This is a genomic window from Rhodococcus sp. APC 3903 (genome assembly GCF_030407755.1).
Taxonomy (GTDB): domain Bacteria; phylum Actinomycetota; class Actinomycetes; order Mycobacteriales; family Mycobacteriaceae; genus Rhodococcus_F; species Rhodococcus_F erythropolis.
This window is the reverse complement of sequence record NZ_JASDCV010000004.1, coordinates 145,848-163,112: the sequence shown is the minus strand read 5'-3', so window position 1 is coordinate 163,112 and position 17,265 is coordinate 145,848. Positions and strand designations below refer to the sequence as shown.

Sequence of the window (17,265 nt, the reverse complement as noted above, 5' to 3'; positions counted from 1 at the left end):
GTGGAGTTCCGGCAGATGGAGTACTTCCTCGCGGTCGTCGAAAACAAGGGGATCAACGGCGCCGCAGCTGCTTTGGGCGTTGCTCAGCCGACCGTGTCACAAGCGTTGCGCGGGCTCGAACGTGAACTGGGAGTGCGGCTTTTCCATCGCATCGGGCGCGGCATGGTCCTCAGTGCGGCCGGTCGCAGCCTGGTCGGCCCGAGTCGACAGGTTTTGCGAGACGTAGCTGCGGCGGCTGAACAGTTGACGGCATCCGATGGCGCCATCGTCGGTCGCCTCGACATCATGGCTTTCCCTGCACTGACCTCGGGGACGATCGTCGATCTGATTGCGGAGTTCTGTCGACGGTATCCGCAAGCACGAGTCAGATTTTCGGAACTCGAGCGTGAGGACAATCTGGAAAGTCTCATCAGGGACGGCCACTGTGAATTCGCGGTGGCTCATCTGCCTCTCGAAGCGGGCGAAGGGCTCGAGATCGTCGAATTGGGGGAGCAGGAGTACCGCCTGGTCTACCCGGCGGGAACCGAACTACCCGAGGGGCCGGTACGCCTTTCGGAAATGCCGGACATTCCCATGGTATTCGTTCCTCGCGGGGCAGCGATGGGCGACGCGATCGAAGATTCGATCCGAAAGGCCGGTACCAGAACGGAACTCGCGGTGGTGACCGAGCAACGGGAGTCACGGCTCCCGATGGTCATCGCCGGCCTCGGCGGTTCGTTGGTCGAGCGCTCGGTGGCGAAATCGATGCCTGGTCAGGTGGTGGAACGGGCCTGTGAGCCGAGATTCCTGCGTGCGTACGGTCTCGCCTTCGACCCCTCGACGTTGTCGCCGGTGGGACAGGTATTCGTGAACCTGATCCACGAGTACCTGTCCGACGAATCCCTCTCTGACGAACACCGGTCACAGCACTAGAGTCGGCAGATGCGTTCTCGAGCGGCAGCGTACTCGGCGGCGAGACGCTCTACTACTGCATGCGTCGGAAGTACGGCGTCGATCGCTCCGATGCCCTGTCCGGCGCCCCAGATGTCACGCCACGCCTTGGTATCGGTGTCGGTGGTCGCGAAACTCATTGCGGAAGGATCGGATTCGGCTAGGTTGTCGGGGTCCAAGCCGGCGGCAACGATGCTGCCCCGCAGGTAGTTTCCGTGTACTCCGGTGAACAGGTTGGAATAGACGATGTCGGAGGCCCCTGAACCCACGATCATCTCCTTGTACGCAGGATCCGCGTTAGCCTCTTCGGTTGCGATGAAAGCTGATCCGACGTATGCCAAATCGGCTCCGGCCGCGAGCGCAGCGAGAATCGAATCACCATGAGCGATGGCACCTGACAACAGCAGTGGACCGGCGAACCACTCACGAATCTCCCGAATCAGGGCAAACGGCGACTGCCTACCGGCATGACCACCGGCCCCGGCAGCTACCGCGATCAGTCCGTCGGCGCCCTTCTCGATCGCCTTGCGTGCAAAGCGATTGTCGATGACGTCGTGAAGAACGATTCCACCGTATGTGTGGACGGCGTCGTTGATGTCGGTGCGAGCGCCGAGGGACGTGATGACGATCGGAACCTCGAACTCGGCGATGGTCGCCAGATCCTCTTCCAAGCGGTTGTTGGACCGGTGGACGATGAGGTTGACGGCAAATGGCGCCGACGGATTATCCGGGTGCTCACGATCATGGTCCTCACGAGCGACGGTGATCAGTTTGAGCCAATCCCGAAGTGCCGACTGCGGACGAGCATTCAGTGCCGGGAAGGACCCGATGATCCCAGAGGTGCACTGCGCGATGACGAGGTCAGGAGTCGAGATGATGAACATCGGTGAAGCGAGAACCGGGACACGCAGTTGCGACGTCAGGTCTGCGAAGGTCGTCACCTGGAACCGCCTTTCTGATCGACGGATTCGAGAAGTCTCGAGCGGAGGTCGGTCTTGAGGACCTTACCGGCAGCCGATGTCGGAAGGAGTTCTACCTCGACGACCTCGCGAATCTTCTTGTACGGCAGCACCTGCTCGGCGACGAACGCCTTGATCTGCTCGGCGTCGAACTCGGCGCCCGGAATCATCACCACGAAGGCTACGGGCTCCTGGCCGTTGCTCCCCACTTCGCGGCCGACAACCGCGGCAGTCGAGATCGCCGGGTGCGAAACCAGAATCTCTTCGAGTTCCCGCGGATAGACGTTGTACCCCTTGTAGATGAGCATGTCCTTCGCCCGGTCACAGATGAAGAGGTATCCGTCCGAGTCCAGGTACGCGATGTCACCCGTGTCCAACCAGCCGTCGACGAACTGTTCTGCGGTGGTTTCCGGGTGTCCGAGATAGCCGTCGGTGACCTGAGGCCCACGCACCCACAGTTCGCCGCGTTCGTTCTCGCCCAGAACGGTCTTCCGGTCCAGCTGATCGCGAATCTGGATTTCGGTGTCGAAGATCGGGAGGCCGACGCTGCTCTGCCGGTACTCCGAGCCGTTGATCAGCGGAGCTGCCGTGACCACACAGGTGGCCTCGGTCAGCCCGTACCCCTCGACGACGAGCGCTTTGGGAAATGCCCGGCGGAGTGCGGCGAGCGTGACGCTGTCGATCGGGGCAGCGCCCGAAGATACGACGCACACGCTGTCGGTGTTGCGCACCGTAGCGTCGGGATGAACCGACAGTGCATGCCACATGGCAGGAGACCCGGTGAGATAGGTGGCCTCGTGCTTTTCGATCAGCTCGAGCATCCGGCCGGGTTCGAACCGACCGGCAAATACCTGGGTGAGACCGGAAATCAACAGGAACGACGTGTTGAGCAACGAATGTGCGTGGAAGAGAGGTGAGACCACGATGGTCGCCCCTGTTCCCGGCGTCGGACCGAGCACGTCGAGGCCGTCGATGCGTCGAGGCGTGACGAGACCGTCAGGACCTGCCTCCAACTCGTGCCCGGTTCTCCACCCACACATCTGCGTGATGTTGCCGACGACGTTGCGGTGAAGAACACGAACACCTTTGGATACTCCGGTGGTTCCGCCGGTGAACGCGATGTGTGCGATGTCGTCGCTTCGGACGGAGGCAGGGGTGAATTCGGTGGGTAGATCGGCGATGAAGGCGTCGAACGCGACGACCGACTCCGGTGTGTCGAGCGCACCCTCGGTGTCCTGGACCATCACGATCGTACGTACGGAGGTTCCGGAAGAGGCCGCGAGCAGTGTGTGCAGCTGGGAACTCTGAGTGACCGCAGCAACGGCGGACGTCTCCTCGATCTGCTTGCGCAGTCCAAGTTCTGGCTGCAGCGGATTGACCAATGTAACGGTCGTCCCGGCCTGCAGGCAGCCGTAGTAGGCCTGGAGGAACTCGACGCAGTTCCCGAGATGTAGCAACACGACGTCGCCGACGCCGACCCCGGCCTGCCGCAGTGCGCCGGCGAATTGTGCACTGCGCTGACCGAGTTCGCGGAACGTGCATGTGCGCTCGCCGTCCACGACGGCGAGGCGATCACCGTAGAGCGCCGCCATGCTGGGTGCCCAGTAGGCCATGGTGGTGTCCGGGTAGTGCATGTTGTGGCGCAGTTGTGGATTGGCGATCACGCTGATGCCCGTCACCGGGGAGCCATTCGGATAGCGCCGTCGAGTCTGATGGTTTCGCCGTTGAGATAGCCGTTCTCGAGCATCGAGACGGCCAGCTGGCCGAACTCGTCCGGGCGACCCAGCCGTGAGGGGTTGGGAACCGAGGCTTCGAGGGCCGTGCGCACGTCTTCGCGCAGGCGCGCCAGCAGGGGAGTGTCCATGATGCCGGGAGCAATGGTGTTGACGCGGATTCCGCGGCTGGCGAGATCGCGGGCAGCGGTGACCGTCATACCGACGATGCCGGCTTTGGACGCCGTGTAGTTGATCTGACCGATCTGACCTTCGAATGCTGCGACCGACGCCGTCATGATGATGGCTCCTCGCTCACCGTCCACGGCATCGAGTTCTGCCATCCGCTCGGCGCCGAGACGGAGTGCGTTGAACGAACCGACAAGATTCAGTTTGACGACGAACTCGAAATCTTCGACCGATCCGGCTTTTCCGTCCTTGTCGAGAATGCGCATGCGACGCCCGGCACCCGCGCAGTGGACGACGCCGCGAAGGCCGCCGCGCTCGTGCGCCGCGTCGAGTGCTTCGGCGAATTGTTCGCTGTCGGTGACGTCGGCCGGGGCGAATTGCGCGGCAGCTCCGAGATCGGCCGCCACCTGCTTACCGTCGGACGAAGGCAGATCGATCAACGTGACCTGCGCTCCGGCGTCGAGCAGCCGTCGAGCGGTTGCCAGGCCGAGACCTGAAGCGCCGCCGGTGATCGCGGTGGAAAGTCCCTCGAGTTTCATGGATCAATTCTTCTTTCCTGCTGGATGACGTGTCGGCCCGAAAGCGTTGTCGGGTCAGATCAATTCGAGAATGGTCGCATTGGCCATGCCGCCGGCCTCACACATCGACTGGAGACCGTATCGAATTCCGTTGTCGCGCATGTGATGTGCCAGGCGAGTCATCAAGATCGCACCTGATCCGCCGAGTGGGTGGCCGACCGCGATAGCGCCGCCGAGCGGATTCACACGATCGATGGCTGCGCCGGTTTCAGCCTGCCAGGCAAGCGGGACGGGGGCGAAGGCCTCGTTGATCTCGAAGGCACCGATGTCGTCGATGGACAATCCGGAGCGGTCCAGTGCCTTTGCGGTGGCGGCAATCGGACCGGTGAGCATGATGACCGGGTCGTCGGCTGCGACCACTGCGGTGTGAATACGAACGAGCGGCTTCCAACCGCGTGCCCGGGCGTACTCGCTGGTCGTGACGAGTGTGGCGCCCGCCCCGTCGGAGATCTGAGAAGAGTTGCCGGCGTGGATGACACCGTCGGCGTCGAAGGCCGGGGGCAACTTCGCGAGCGACTCCAGACTTCCACCTCGCCGAATGCCTTCGTCCTGGGACAACCCGGCGATCGGAGTGATCTGCCCGGTGAATGCTCCAGCATCGGTGGCGCTGGCCGCGAGCTCGTGTGAGCGGAGGGAATATTCGTCCAGAGCCGTTCGTGTGAGTGCCCATTTCCGGGCCATCATCTCGGCGCCGGTCCCCTGGCTGAAACTGTCCACACCGTAGCGTTCGAGTACCGAAGGCGGGAAATGCTCACCGTTCTTGCTGGCGGTTCCCATCGGAACTCGCGACATCGATTCGACGCCTCCGGCTACGACCACGTCGTTCTGACCGGAGATGACGGTGGCGGCAGCAAAGGAAACTGCCTGCTGGCTCGATCCGCAGGCCCGGGTCAGTGTGACGCCGGGAACGCTGTCGGGCCAGCCGGCGGCGAGTGCCGCTGTGCGGGCGATGCTTCCGGCCTGTTCGCCGACCTGACTGACGCATCCCCAGATCACGTCGTCGACCGTGGCCGCGTCGAGTCCGGTCCGTTCAGCGAGTGCACGCAGTACATGTGCGGACAGTTCGGCCGGATGGATCTCCGAGAGGGCGCGTCCTCGACGGCCGATCGGTGTACGTACTGCGTCGACGATGACGGCATCTCGCATGTATCTCTCCTGCTGTTCGTGCCCGGTGTTGCGATTGTGCGGTCGGGGCGTACCTCGAGTCGATCACGAGCGGGTCGACCCGGCAATGTCTTTCGGTGAATGGCTTTGTTAGCGAATGGCTATACGTGGAGCATTCAGCCGCGGATGAGCTTGCGATCGCGCTCGGGATTGGCGAAGACGAGGACCAGAACCGCGGCGACGACTCCGATGATGCCGATTGCCTGGAAGGACTGGGCGTAACCGTCGGCCGGGGTTGCTGCGTTGTCCACGATGACTCCCGTTGCGTAAGGAGCAATCAGGCCGCCGATCGACATGATGGCGAGGAAGAATCCCATGGTGCCTGCAGTCTGCTGCGGCGGGCACAGTTCGGAGATCGCAGCGTTGATGAGCGGGAAGGTGATTGCCGAGAATCCGTAGCCGATCGAGACCATGGCGACAGCGACGATGGGAGTGGAGATCTGTGGCAGGAACAGGAGAATCGATCCGCAGATCAGAACGCCGACGCAGGGAACGATGACGCGAACCGTGCGAGAGGTGAAGCCGCGGCCGATCAACTTGTCCGTGACGGAACCGGAGGTGATCATGAGGACGAGGCCGACGATCGAGGGTAGTGCGAACATCGAACCGGCTTGCATCGCACTGTATCCGAGGCCGACCTCGAAGTACGACGGCAACCAGGTGAGAACGACGGTGGTCAGTGCGTAGATGGTGGCGATGAGGAAGCAGCAGCTGACGAAGGTGCGGGAGAGCAGGATCTTGCGCCACGGAACGTTGGGCTCGGTGACTGCCTTCGTTGCCGTCCCGGTCGCCTCGGTTGCTTCTGTATCTGCAGTCTTGGTCGCCTTGACGGCCTTGCTCGTGTACGGGCCTTCGGACCAACCGGCCAGCCAGCAACCCATCCACACGAGTCCGAGGACAGAGAGCGAGAGAACCGCTGCGCGCCAGCCGTAGTGAACGGCGATGAAGGTCAGTACGGGCGCGAGGGCGATCTTCGCGACGGAGGCGGATCCGGCAAGCATTGCACCGGGAAGGCCGCGCTTGGCCGGCGGGTGCCATGAGTACGCGGCGGTGTGCATCAGCGCCGAGCTGGGGCCTTCGGCAAATCCGAGGAGCATGCGCGAGACGATCAACATCGCGAGGCTGGCACCGAGAACGAGGGGGAGCATGACCACGGACCAGATTGCGGCCAGGATCAACAGCGCCCAACGTAGAGTCAGGTACTTGTTGAGCGGTCCGGCGAGAAATCCGCCGATGCAGAACATCAGGAAGAACAGCGAGCCGACCATGCCGATTTGCGAAGACTTCAGTCCGAGTTCGCGAGCGAGGGGCTGAGCGATGATTCCGAGGACTGCTTTGTCCGCGTAGTTGACGATGTAGAGGAAGACGACGAGCCCGGTCATCGTCCACGCACGCTTGCGGGTACCGAAGACGGGGACTGCTGACGAATCTGGCGTTGCTGTTGCTTCGGGCTGGACGTCGTTACGCTGTGGCGCGATGGGGGTCACGTGGCGTCCCTTCGAGACTGGTGGGCGGATGCGATCGTGCTCGAAGCGCGGCCTCGAAGCGATCGATGGTGTTGTGTTTGCCGGCTGACCCATTCAACGTGTTCTGGATCACTTTGAGCAATGTCGCGTCGATGATCGGAACGATAGCGGTTGCCTATGTATCGCAGGTCAGGCCATATTGGTACGCCCTATCGGACGCATAGCCGATGAGTGTTGGATCGAATGCGGAACCTTGAGGCAAGGTGAGATCAGGATCACCCTGTTCCCTTGACCGACTGGAGTTCATACATGCAGCGCACCGTGTTCAACGAGGATCACGAGGCATTCCGGGCCACCGTCCGCGATTTCATCGCGAAGGAAGTAACCCCGGTCCACGAGAAGTGGGAAGAGGACGGTCACCCGCCCCGTGACTTCTACCGACGACTCGGAGAGCTGGGCGTACTCGGAATTCAGGTGCCGGAGGAATACGGCGGAGGCGGCGAGAAGTCGCTCAAGTTCAACGTCGTCGTCGCCGAGGAGGTTGCTGCCGCCGGGGCGTCTTTCGGCTCGCAGTCGGTGCATACGAACCTGATCCTGCCCTACCTGCTCGAGTACGCGAACGACGAGCAGAGGAGCCGCTGGTTGCCGGGCTTCGCCTCCGGCGATCTGATGTTCGCGATTGCGATGACCGAACCGGGAACAGGGTCGGATCTGGCGAACATCGCGACGACGGCCAAGCTGTCGGAGGACGGTACGCACTACGTGGTCAATGGTTCCAAGACGTTCATCACCGGCGGGGTACTTGCCGATCGTGTCCTGGTGGTGTGCCGCACCGCGCCGAGCACAGCGGAGAACCGACGCACCGGGTTGTCGATCCTGGTGGTCGACACGTCGTCGCCCGGATACTCGGTGGGGCGCAAGATCAACAAGATCGGTCTCAAGACCTCCGACACTGCGGAGCTTTCGTTTGTCGACGTACAGGTGCCCGTCGAGGACCGGCTCGGAGAAGAGGGCGACGGATTCAGCTATCTGACCCACAACCTGGCTCAGGAGCGGTTGACCATCGCTTTCGGAGCGGCCGCCACTGCCAGTGCAGCGCTTCGCTTTGCCATCGACTACGTCAAAGACCGCAAGGTGTTCGGTAAGCCCGTCGCGGCATTCCAGAACACCAAATTCGTTCTGGCCGAATGTGCTACCGAGGTTGATGCCATCCAGCTGGTGTCCGACAACGCACTCGAATGTCATGACCGCGGCACTCTGACGATTCCCGACGCCGCGAAGGCGAAACTGTTCTGCACCGAGGCAGCAGGTCGAGTGATCGACAAGTGCCTCCAATTGCACGGCGGGTACGGCTACATCACCGAGTATCCCATCGCGCGTCTTTACGCAGACACGCGTGTCACACGAATCTACGGTGGCACAAGTGAAGTCATGAAGACCATCATCGCGAAGGATCTTGGTCTCTGACGCACTCTCGATATGTTTTCGGCCTCGGAACATTTGTTCCGAGGCCGAAAACATGCTCCAGGTAGATCAGTTCGCCGGAACGCCGACGATGCCGTCCGCGATCAGTGCCGAGGCGTGATCGGCAGTGGTTCCGAGGACATCCGCGAGCACCGCAATCGAATCGCCGCCCACCTCGGAGGCCGGTCCGGCGCTCAGGTGGGCGCCGTCGAACGAGGCTGGGTTCGCGGCAGCCAGATAACTTCCGATTCGAGGCTGATCGAGTGCGGAGAACATCGGGTTGTTCTCCAGTTCACCGGAATTCACCACTTCCTCGAAACTGCGGTACCTCTCGAACAGAACCGACGATGTGTCCAGCGCTGCAGCGATCTCGGCGCCGCTGTGTTCCCGGAACCAATGTGAGAACAGAGCAGTGAGTACCTCTCGATGACGGTAGCGATCCGCTTCGGTGGAGAAGTCGGCTCCGAGTGCAGCTTCGACGGCGTCGACAGCCGCAGTGGTGCCGGTGACCGACGCAAGGTCACGGAAATGGCGAGTAGTGAGTGCAACGATCATGAACCGTTCGTTGTCGCTGGAGACGAAATCGATTCCGTACGTGCCGTAGACGGCGTTTCCGCCGGACTCGCGACTGCGACCGTTCACTTGGACTTCGGTGAGGTAGCCGAGGGTTCCCGCGGTGGCCAATGCGACGTCTTCGAGTGGCAGCGTGATCTGCGTGCCGTGTCCGGTCGAGTCACGTTGGCGCACTGCGGCAGTTATCGACAGGGCGGCGTAGAGCCCGCAGGCGACGTCCCAGGCGGGCAGTGCGTGGTTGACAACTCCGGCGTAGTCGGCGGGGCCGGTGATCTGTGGAAATCCCAACGCGGCGTTGACCGTGTAATCGACCCCGGGGCTGCCGTCGCGGCGTCCGAGAACCTCGAGGGTGATGACGTCGCTACGCAACTGGGCCAGGGAGTCGTGGCTCATCCAGGTGCGACCGCCGGCATTGGTGACCAGGATTCCGCCGCCAGGTCCCGGAGCCGTGACCAGTTGGCGAATCAGTTCTTGGCCGCGCTCGGCGCGCATGTCCACTGACAGTGACCGTTTGCCTTTGTTGAGTCCGGTCCAGTAGATGCTTTCACCCGTGTCGGTGACGGGCCAGCGTTTGTAATCGGAGGCACCTCCGATCGGGTCGATCCGGATCACCTCGGCGCCGAGCTGGGAGAGAGTCAGTCCGCACAGGGGTGCGGCGACAAAGCTCGAGACCTCGACGATGCGAAGCCCGGACAGCGGGCCTTGGGTCTGAGTCATCTGTGATCCTTCGTGGTAGAAGAGTGTGCGATCATGCCATCAACACGGTGAAACGCCAGTCGAGAACTGGAGTCTGTGTTGCAGAAGCATTGTGGGAGAACACGAGCGAACGCAGTTGCACTGCGGTTCCGTGTTCGAGGGGCGACGAACTTTCGACGTGCAGTTCGCTCGTGAGGGTGTCGCCCTCGTGAACGGGCCCGGTGTGATCGCACGAGTGCCATCCGAGAACCGTCACCACATTGGGCAGAGCGCGAGTTGCCTGGGCAAGTGCAATTCCGATGGTGTGGCCGCCGTAGACGAGGCGACCGTGGGTGCCGACGCGATCGTCGTGGTGCGTCGCTGCGATGTTCAAGCTCAGCCGGGCAAGTTCGGGTGCACTGGTGACGACGTCGCCGCTGCTACGGAATACCGAGCCCACCAAATCCGACTCGAAGTGCCTGCCGGGTACCCGATCTCGATATGTGTCGAGGTCCCAACCGTCAGGTGATACGTACGGCGCCGGTTCGGACGGACCGATCACGGAGAGGTCGTCGGCGTGGCGAGTTCTCGTCTCGATCGGGTCGGGGCTCAGTGGGAGCATGGCGCAGCGGTAGAAGTCGAGGACCGTGTTGCCATTCTGATCAGCGGACGTCATCCGTAGCGCGGCAAGTCCGGTGGCGCCGCGTCCCGGCTTGGCCGAGTTCTCGCGTAGACCGACAACCTCGGTGCGCGTGTACAGGGTGTCACCGAGTACCGGGAAACGGTGGAATCGCAGTCCACGGTAGAAGAGGTTTGCCTTGACGTGGTGTGTGACCACGGTTGACTGGCCGATGGCGACGTCGGTGACCAGTCCTGGATTCGCCACTGGTGCAGCGGAACCTGTGACGCTCGACGACAGATGTGCGTCGAGAGGCAAGCGCATGCGGTCACCGAGGATCGCCTGATGGGAGGCGGCGAGTCCACTGGTCAACGTCACCGCTGGTGCTTCGTCGAAGATCTGACCGTGGGTGAGTTCGTCGAAGTACGGTCCTCCCACGTAGTGCTCGCTCATACGGTGACTCCTTCGGCTCGGGCAAGCGTACGACGCGCTGCCACGGCCACTGCTTCGTCGAGCATTTGGCCGTCGAGCTGGGCGGCGCCGGAACCCAGGGTTTCGGCTTCTTCGAGTGCGGTCAACACCCGTCTGGCGTCATTGACGGCGTCGTCCGAAGGAGTGAATGCGGTAGTGGCCGAGTCGATCTGCGCCGGGTGGATGACCCATTTGCCGTCGAACCCGAGAGCGCTGGTCCAGTGCGCGGCGCGGCGGAAGGCATCGTCGTCGGTGATGCCGAGAAAGGGTCCGTCGATGGCGGCGACGCCGGCTGCGCGGCAGGCGATCAGGATTCTGTCCTGGACGGCAAGCCAGTGTTCGGGCAGTGCCGAGCGTGAGCGACCCAGCGCTGCACCGAGATCTGCGTATCCGATGATCGCGGCCTGCAGACGAGGAGTCGCGCGGGCGATGGAGTCGGCATTCTGGACGCCGAGCGGAGTTTCGATCAGGGCTTGCAGGGTGGTGTGGTGCCCACCGGCAGCGAAGAGGATGTGCTCGGCCTCGAGGACTTCGTCGGCGGACTCGACCTTAGGGACGATCACGCTCGTCAGCGATTCTGCGAGGGTGCCGCAGGCGGTCAGGTCGTCGCGGGCCCATGGTGTGGTGAGGCCGTTGATTCGGACCGAGATGGTGCGCGCCTTACCGAACTCGTGCACCAAGGAGCTCACGAGGGTTCGCGCAAGGTCCTTGTTCGCCGAAGTGACGGCATCTTCGAGGTCGAGAATCACCTCGTCTGCGTTCGAAGAGAGTGCCTTGCGGGCCTTGCGCTCGTCTGAACCCGGAGCGACCAGGGACGCACGGCGTCTGGTCGCGCGGTAGTGGTTCTCGTCCATAGTGTGTCGATTACCTCGATCTGGTGATCAAATGTACGGCCAGTTGTGAAATAGGTGTGCTGCCGTGAACGGCGTTGATGTGCAGCGAACTGCCTCGATGCTGGCAGTTGCTGCGTATCGATGTCAAGGCGCGGTATTGACATTGCGCGAACAATATCGAAATATGGCCGTACAAACTTATTTCAAGTCGAGGCGGATTCATGCTCAAGCTCAACGACGAAGAGACATTCCTGATCGAAACCGTGCGCCGGTTCGTCGACCGAGAGGTCAAGCCCACCGTCCAGGAGGTGGAGCACGCGAACGAGTATCCCGAGAAGTGGATCGATCAGATGAAGCAGATCGGGATCTACGGCCTCGCGATTCCCGAGGAGTACGGCGGATCGCCGGTGTCCATGCCCTGTTATGCGCAGGTGACGCAGGAACTGTCGCGCGGATGGATGTCCCTGGCAGGAGCGATGGGCGGACACACAGTGGTTGCCAAGCTCATCTCGCTGTTCGGTACCGAAGAGCAGAAGGTGAAGTACCTGCCGCGAATGGCAACCGGCGAGATCCGGGCAACGATGGCCCTCACCGAGCCCGGCGGTGGTTCCGATCTGCAGGCCATGACGACCAACGCCAAGAGCGACGGCACAGATCTGGTCGTCAACGGCGCCAAGACATGGATCACCAATGCCCGCCGATCCGGCGTGATCGCCTTGCTGTGCAAGACTGATCCAAGCGCAAGCCCTCGTCATGCGGGCATCTCGATCGTTCTCGTCGAGCACGGCGAAGGGCTGACCGTGTCCCGCGACCTCCCGAAGCTCGGATACAAGGGCGTCGAGAGTTGTGAACTGTCCTTCGACAATTACCGCATCGCCGAGTCGGCCATTCTGGGTGGTACTCCCGGAAAGGGTTTCGGGCAGATGATGAAGGGGCTCGAGACCGGCCGTATCCAGGTGGCTTGCCGTGCACTGGGCGTCGCCACGGCCGCACTCGAAGATTCACTTGCGTACGCGCAGCAGCGCGAGAGCTTCGGCCAGCCGATCTGGAAGCACCAGTCGATCGGCAACTACCTCGCCGACATGGCAACGAAGCTGACGGCCGCGCGGCAGCTGACCTGGCACGCGGCGCAGATGTACGACAGCGGCGAGCGGTGCGACATGGAGGCAGGCATGGCCAAGCTGTACGCCTCCGAAGTGGCGATGGAAATCGCGTTGTCCGCCGTCCGCATCCACGGCGGTTACGGCTACTCGACGGAGTACGACGTCGAGCGGTATTTCCGTGATGCACCACTGATGATCGTCGGGGAGGGAACCAACGAAATTCAGCGTAACGTGATCGTTTCGCAGCTGGTTGCCCGCGGCGGTCTGTGACGGACCGGTGAGCAAGTAGGATCATGTCGCTATGAGCGGTAAGGAAAGAGAGACGGAGCCGGCGTACCAACGCCTCTCTCGTGAGCTTCGTCAGCAGATCTCTGCCGGTACCTACCGCGACGGCATTCAACTGCCCACCGAATCCGAACTGGCGCAGCATCACGGCGTGAGTCGGCAGACGGTCCGCCGAGCCTTTCACGATCTTGTTGCCGAGGGCATCGTGTACCGAGTACCCGGGCGCGGGACTTTCGTGACCGAGAACAGCGGCCGCTATCTCCGTCATCTCGGATCCATCGAAGATCTCATGAACCTTTCGCGGGACACGACGATGGAAGTGGTGTCACCGCTGCAACGGCGCGTGGACATCGAGGCGGCCAGTCGGCTTCGGCTCGACACCGACGTCGTGTACACCGTGGTCTTCCGACGGATACACGAGGGAGTTCCGTTCGTGCAGACGACGGCGCATCTGCCGGAGGCGATCGCGCGGCAGATCATCGACCTGCCCGCCATGGCGGCCGGTGCGGTGAGCGCCAATACGGTGATCGGTCTGCTGGAACCGCTGATCGACAGTCCGATTGTCGAAGCAGCACAATCGATCACGGTGTCCCCGGCAACGGCAGACGTTGCCAGGGACGTCGATTGCGAGATCGGCCACGCCATGTTGCGGGTGGACCGTTTGTACTCCAACGCGCAGGGCGTTGCCAACGAGTTGTCGGTGAGCTATTTCTTGCCGGAGCAGTACACCTATCGGGTGACGCTGCGCCGCGGCGCACATTAGCGCTGCGCCGGGGCGCACATTAACGCTGCACTTTTCTTTGCTGTTCAACACCTTTCAGGAGAGAACTATGCGAATTTTCAACGGAATCGACGAAGTTGAGACGGCTGTCGGTGAGCACTTGGGCTACAGCGCGTGGTTCCCGGTCACACAGGATCGGATCGACAAGTTCGCCGACGCCACCGAGGATCGCCAGTGGATTCACGTGGATCCCGAGCGCGCAGCGCAGGGTCCGTACGGCGGCACCATCGCCCACGGCTATCTGACTCTTTCGTTGTTGCCGGTGCTCGGCGCTCAGGTGATGCGTGTCGACGGAATCTCCATGACCGTGAACTACGGCAGCAACAAGGTGCGATTCCCCGAACCGGTCAAGGTCGGTTCTTCGGTGCGGGCAGGTGCGGAGATTCTTTCCTTCGAGCGCACCGCGAAGGGCGCGACGATTGTCGTGCGGTACACGATCGAAATCGAAGGAGCAGGTAAACCTGCGCTGGTGGCGGATACCGTGCGCCTGTTGGTCTCCTGAATCCTTTTCCATTCTTCCAGAACGAGATTCGAGGTCAGTTGTGAAACGAGCAGCATTGGTCGCGCCGGTCAGAACCGCGGTGGGCCGTTTCGGAGGGGCACTTCGTGACGTGCCTGCGGAAAGTTTGGCTGCCACTGTCGTCAAGGAGACCGTGCGTCGTAGCGGAATCGATCCGTCCCGCATCGACGACGTCGCGATGGGGCAGTCGTATGCCAATTCGGAAGCACCGTGCATCGGAAGGTGGGCGGCGCTCGAGGCAGGGTTGCCGATTTCGGTAGCCGGCTTCCAGACGGATCGCCGATGCGGAACGGGTCTGCAGGCCATCGTTACCGCGGCCATGATGGTCCAGACGGGTGCTGCCGACGTGGTTCTCGCGGGCGGCGTCGAATCGATGAGCGGGATCGAGCACTACACCACCGGAGCGCGGTGGGGCACCAAATCCGGTGGGCTGCAACTGTTCGACCGCCTCGATCGTGGTCGAGAGCGCTCGCAACCCGAGTGGCGTTTCGGCCGAATCAGCGGAATGATCGAAACGGCCGAGAACGTCGCGACACGCTGCGGGATCACGCGGGAAGAGTCGGACGCCTTCGCCGTCGAGAGTCACCGAAAAGCTACACTGGCAAGAGAATCCGGCCGATTCGATGCCGAAATCGTCGCCGTCGAACTGACGGATCGAAAAGGGAATGTCACACAGTTTCGTGCTGACGAGGGGATCCGTCCGGATACCTCACTCGAAACCCTGGCACGGCTGCGTGCGGTGACCGAGGGAGGCGTCGTGACCGCCGGTAACGCCAGCCAACAGAATGACGCTGCGGCAGCGATGTTGGTGGTCGCCGAGGATCGTCTGGACGAGCTGGGGCTGGAACCCATCGGGTTCCTCGACAGTTGGGCCGCGGCCGGTTGTGAACCGGCGCTGATGGGCCTCGGACCGGTTGCCGCCGTCTCGAAACTGTTTGCTCGCACAGGGGCAGGCTTTGCCGACTTCGATCTGGTCGAGCTGAACGAGGCGTTTGCGTGCCAGGTTCTCGGCGTAGTGAAGGAATGGGGCTTCGAGGACCTCGATCGACTGAACGTCAACGGTTCCGGCATCTCGCTCGGGCACCCCGTGGGAGCGACGGGTGCGCGTATGGCAACAACCGCGCTTCACGAACTCGGCCGTCGCGGCGGCGGAAAAGCGCTGTTGACCATGTGTATCGGCGGTGGCCAGGGCATGGCAGCCGTGGTGGAGTCTGCCTGACGAGGTTCGCTTCTGGGTACACTTGCGGCGGGGGATCGGAAGTTCTACGGAGGCAGTCGGTTGACGAATGCAGGCGCAGCAGACACCAGTGGCGCGCTGAGCGTCGAGGATGTTCGTCGCGCCAGGGCTGCACTCGAGGGTCTCGATGTCACCAGTTGGTCCGGTCGCTTCGAGCTTCTCTCCGACGCCAACCGTCTGCGTCTGTTGCTCTGCCTTCACCACGCACCGGGTATCTGCGTCACGGATCTGTCCGTGGCGCTGGGGATGAGCGGCACAGCCGTCTCACATGCGCTGCGGCTACTGCGTAGCCAGGGGTGGGTGAGCGCGACGCGCGACGGCCGATCGATGCGATACCAACTGGCGGACGACACCGTTCACCAGCTGTTGCATTCGATCGGCGCCACACATTTTCACGACGAGACACCCACCCCCGGGCACACGCACAGCTGAGCGTCTCTCAAGGAGTCGCGAAGAACTTCTCGACGGCCGGCGCAGCGTTCGGGTTTCCGTTGGTGATTCCCGCGCCGACCCCGGCAACCGTGCCGATGACTCCACCGACGATGCAGCCGGCGATGAAGTTCGGGAAGATCGACAGGCAGCCGATTCCGACGCCGAGGTTGGCTCCGATGAGCGTCGACTGCACGCCGCCGTTGTTCCAGCCGATATTGACCTCGTTGGCCATCGTGTCGAACGCGGCTTGCTTCGGATCGTTACCGGGGAAGAGCATCAACGCCGCCTGGCTGTTCGACTCGGCGGTCGGTGTCAGTAGGGGTTGGGACGGATCGAAGCCCGCATTCGGGGGCGCTGCGACCGCGGTGCCGGCTCCGGCGCCGACAGCGGCGACAACGAGAACGGACATGGTGAGAGTTCGGGACAGTTTCATGGGGACGGCCAATCTGTCTGTGTGGAACCAGTCGTGAATGGTGGCGGTGCAGTTCGTTAACCAGAACTCCACCGTCTGGATCGATCGTGCGGACCTCCTCGGGCACAACGGGACCCGTCGTCTCCGCGCGACGGGCCGTGTTTGGTGGCTACCCGACTCAGGGGCCCTGAAACCGCCCAGTCTCATTCGTTTTTCGACAACCGCGCGCGCAATTCTTCGACCTCGGCAGTAAGCCGATCGACCTCGGCTTGCAGGGGTTGGCGTGCCAGAGCGAGGGATTCGTCCATGCGCTCCTTGTCGAAGCGAGGTGTGATGTTTCGACTGCAGTTCCAGTCGAACGCTTCGACCTCGACGACGATGGAGCGCTGCGCTTTTGCTGTCATGGTGCCGCCGGGGACCTGCAAGAGTTGTTGCAGCAGTTCAGGGTCCTCGTCCGCTTCGATCACGTGCGCACGCCCGTAGATCTTCAATCTCGTTCGCGTCGGGTAATCGATGACGAACAGCGAGATGCGATTGTTCTCTTCCAGATTGCCGAGCGTCACGAATTGCTGATTGCCGGGGAGATCGGCGAATCCGATTCGATTCGGGCCCAACACATGCAGGAATCCGCGCGGGCCGCCGCGATGTTGGACGTACGGCCAACCGTCGGGCGTCACCGTGGACATGAAGAAGGAATCCACGGATTTCACGAATCCCTGAGCGCGGAAATCGAATTCCATCGGGCCTTCGTCGGGCTGATCGAGCTTTGAACCGTAGACGGTGAAACTCCCGGTCGACCGCTGACGCTCCACCGCAGCGGGGGAGAAGGCGATGTGTGCGTATCGGGTCGACATTCTTTATC

General features: G+C 62.4%; 17 protein-coding genes. 7 read left to right on the top strand and 10 right to left on the bottom strand.

Going from position 1 to position 17,265, the window contains the following annotated elements; genetic code table 11:
- Positions 1–912, top strand: a complete 912-nt coding sequence (locus QMA15_RS07475) for a LysR family transcriptional regulator (protein WP_021331933.1) — start codon at positions 1–3, stop codon at positions 910–912.
- On the opposite strand, the gene QMA15_RS07470 is transcribed toward QMA15_RS07475, so the two are convergent.
- The 5 genes from QMA15_RS07470 to QMA15_RS07450 form a co-directional block, all read right to left on the bottom strand.
- Complete coding sequence (locus QMA15_RS07470; protein ID WP_279164224.1) at positions 909–1,871, bottom strand: nitronate monooxygenase family protein; 963 nt, start codon at positions 1,869–1,871, stop codon at positions 909–911. The two genes, QMA15_RS07475 and QMA15_RS07470, sit on opposite strands and share 4 nt — an antisense overlap.
- Positions 1,868–3,523 (bottom strand): AMP-binding protein, encoded by a 1,656-nt coding sequence (locus QMA15_RS07465; RefSeq protein ID WP_029256319.1) that lies wholly within the window; start codon positions 3,521–3,523, stop codon positions 1,868–1,870. Before QMA15_RS07465 ends, QMA15_RS07470 begins: the two co-directional genes overlap by 4 nt.
- A gap of 41 nt (positions 3,524–3,564) precedes the next feature.
- Positions 3,565–4,329, bottom strand: coding sequence for an SDR family NAD(P)-dependent oxidoreductase (locus QMA15_RS07460; RefSeq protein WP_007729494.1), 765 nt, complete (start codon positions 4,327–4,329; stop codon positions 3,565–3,567).
- A gap of 54 nt (positions 4,330–4,383) precedes the next feature.
- Entirely contained in the window at positions 4,384–5,514 is a 1,131-nt protein-coding gene (locus tag QMA15_RS07455) for a thiolase family protein (protein ID WP_047888285.1), read from the bottom strand.
- 134 nt (positions 5,515–5,648) lie between these two features.
- Positions 5,649–7,019 (bottom strand): MFS transporter, encoded by a 1,371-nt coding sequence (locus QMA15_RS07450; RefSeq protein ID WP_020909216.1) that lies wholly within the window; start codon positions 7,017–7,019, stop codon positions 5,649–5,651.
- A gap of 288 nt (positions 7,020–7,307) precedes the next feature.
- On the opposite strand from QMA15_RS07450, the gene QMA15_RS07445 reads away from it, so the two are divergent.
- Entirely contained in the window at positions 7,308–8,465 is a 1,158-nt protein-coding gene (locus QMA15_RS07445) for an acyl-CoA dehydrogenase family protein (protein ID WP_279164225.1), read from the top strand.
- A 66-nt stretch (positions 8,466–8,531) separates the two neighbouring features.
- Here the strand turns inward: QMA15_RS07445 and QMA15_RS07440 are convergent, their stop codons facing one another.
- The 3 genes from QMA15_RS07440 to QMA15_RS07430 are packed head-to-tail and all read right to left on the bottom strand — an operon-like array spanning position 8,532 to position 11,654.
- Positions 8,532–9,752 carry a CoA transferase gene (locus QMA15_RS07440; RefSeq protein WP_279164226.1) on the bottom strand — a complete coding sequence of 407 codons (1,221 nt, stop codon included), beginning with the start codon at positions 9,750–9,752 and terminating at the stop codon, positions 8,532–8,534.
- A gap of 31 nt (positions 9,753–9,783) precedes the next feature.
- A complete protein-coding gene (locus QMA15_RS07435) occupies positions 9,784–10,782 on the bottom strand; it encodes a MaoC family dehydratase (RefSeq protein ID WP_047888283.1) in 999 nt (332 codons plus the stop codon).
- The gene (locus QMA15_RS07430) at positions 10,779–11,654 is read right to left on the bottom strand and encodes a CoA ester lyase (RefSeq protein WP_279164228.1); all 876 of its coding nucleotides are present in this window, start codon (positions 11,652–11,654) and stop codon (positions 10,779–10,781) included. Before QMA15_RS07430 ends, QMA15_RS07435 begins: the two co-directional genes overlap by 4 nt.
- Before the next feature lie 200 nt (positions 11,655–11,854).
- On the opposite strand from QMA15_RS07430, the gene QMA15_RS07425 reads away from it, so the two are divergent.
- From QMA15_RS07425 to QMA15_RS07405, 5 genes are all read left to right on the top strand, one after another.
- On the top strand, positions 11,855–13,006 hold the full coding sequence (locus tag QMA15_RS07425) for an acyl-CoA dehydrogenase family protein (protein ID WP_019745395.1): 1,152 nt from the start codon (positions 11,855–11,857) through the stop codon (positions 13,004–13,006).
- A 31-nt stretch (positions 13,007–13,037) separates the two neighbouring features.
- On the top strand, positions 13,038–13,784 hold the full coding sequence (locus tag QMA15_RS07420; protein WP_003940169.1) for a GntR family transcriptional regulator: 747 nt from the start codon (positions 13,038–13,040) through the stop codon (positions 13,782–13,784).
- Positions 13,785–13,851: 67 nt separating this feature from the next.
- Complete coding sequence (locus QMA15_RS07415; protein WP_070795645.1) at positions 13,852–14,304, top strand: MaoC family dehydratase; 453 nt, start codon at positions 13,852–13,854, stop codon at positions 14,302–14,304.
- Positions 14,305–14,344: 40 nt separating this feature from the next.
- Positions 14,345–15,541 (top strand): acetyl-CoA C-acetyltransferase, encoded by a 1,197-nt coding sequence (locus QMA15_RS07410; RefSeq protein WP_019745394.1) that lies wholly within the window; start codon positions 14,345–14,347, stop codon positions 15,539–15,541.
- 60 nt (positions 15,542–15,601) lie between these two features.
- Positions 15,602–15,991: a metalloregulator ArsR/SmtB family transcription factor gene (locus QMA15_RS07405; protein WP_019745393.1), complete on the top strand. Its 390-nt coding sequence runs from the start codon at positions 15,602–15,604 to the stop codon at positions 15,989–15,991.
- A 7-nt stretch (positions 15,992–15,998) separates the two neighbouring features.
- Here the strand turns inward: QMA15_RS07405 and QMA15_RS07400 are convergent, their stop codons facing one another.
- Both QMA15_RS07400 and QMA15_RS07395 read right to left on the bottom strand, forming a co-directional pair.
- Complete coding sequence (locus tag QMA15_RS07400; protein WP_019745392.1) at positions 15,999–16,496, bottom strand: glycine zipper family protein; 498 nt, start codon at positions 16,494–16,496, stop codon at positions 15,999–16,001.
- Positions 16,497–16,606: 110 nt separating this feature from the next.
- On the bottom strand, positions 16,607–17,257 hold the full coding sequence (locus QMA15_RS07395) for a pyridoxamine 5'-phosphate oxidase family protein (protein WP_019745391.1): 651 nt from the start codon (positions 17,255–17,257) through the stop codon (positions 16,607–16,609).
- Positions 17,258–17,265 lie beyond the last annotated feature (8 nt).

Coding starts and splice junctions, on each gene's coding strand:
- QMA15_RS07465 (WP_029256319.1), bottom strand. CDS start 3,523: ATGCACTACCCGGACACCACCATGGCCTACTGGGCACCCAGCATGGCG.
- QMA15_RS07460 (WP_007729494.1), bottom strand. CDS start 4,329: ATGAAACTCGAGGGACTTTCCACCGCGATCACCGGCGGCGCTTCAGGT.
- QMA15_RS07455 (WP_047888285.1), bottom strand. CDS start 5,514: ATGCGAGATGCCGTCATCGTCGACGCAGTACGTACACCGATCGGCCGT.
- QMA15_RS07445 (WP_279164225.1), top strand. CDS start 7,308: ATGCAGCGCACCGTGTTCAACGAGGATCACGAGGCATTCCGGGCCACC.
- QMA15_RS07440 (WP_279164226.1), bottom strand. CDS start 9,752: ATGACTCAGACCCAAGGCCCGCTGTCCGGGCTTCGCATCGTCGAGGTC.
- QMA15_RS07435 (WP_047888283.1), bottom strand. CDS start 10,782: ATGAGCGAGCACTACGTGGGAGGACCGTACTTCGACGAACTCACCCAC.
- QMA15_RS07430 (WP_279164228.1), bottom strand. CDS start 11,654: ATGGACGAGAACCACTACCGCGCGACCAGACGCCGTGCGTCCCTGGTC.
- QMA15_RS07425 (WP_019745395.1), top strand. CDS start 11,855: ATGCTCAAGCTCAACGACGAAGAGACATTCCTGATCGAAACCGTGCGC.
- QMA15_RS07420 (WP_003940169.1), top strand. CDS start 13,038: ATGAGCGGTAAGGAAAGAGAGACGGAGCCGGCGTACCAACGCCTCTCT.
- QMA15_RS07415 (WP_070795645.1), top strand. CDS start 13,852: ATGCGAATTTTCAACGGAATCGACGAAGTTGAGACGGCTGTCGGTGAG.
- QMA15_RS07395 (WP_019745391.1), bottom strand. CDS start 17,257: ATGTCGACCCGATACGCACACATCGCCTTCTCCCCCGCTGCGGTGGAG.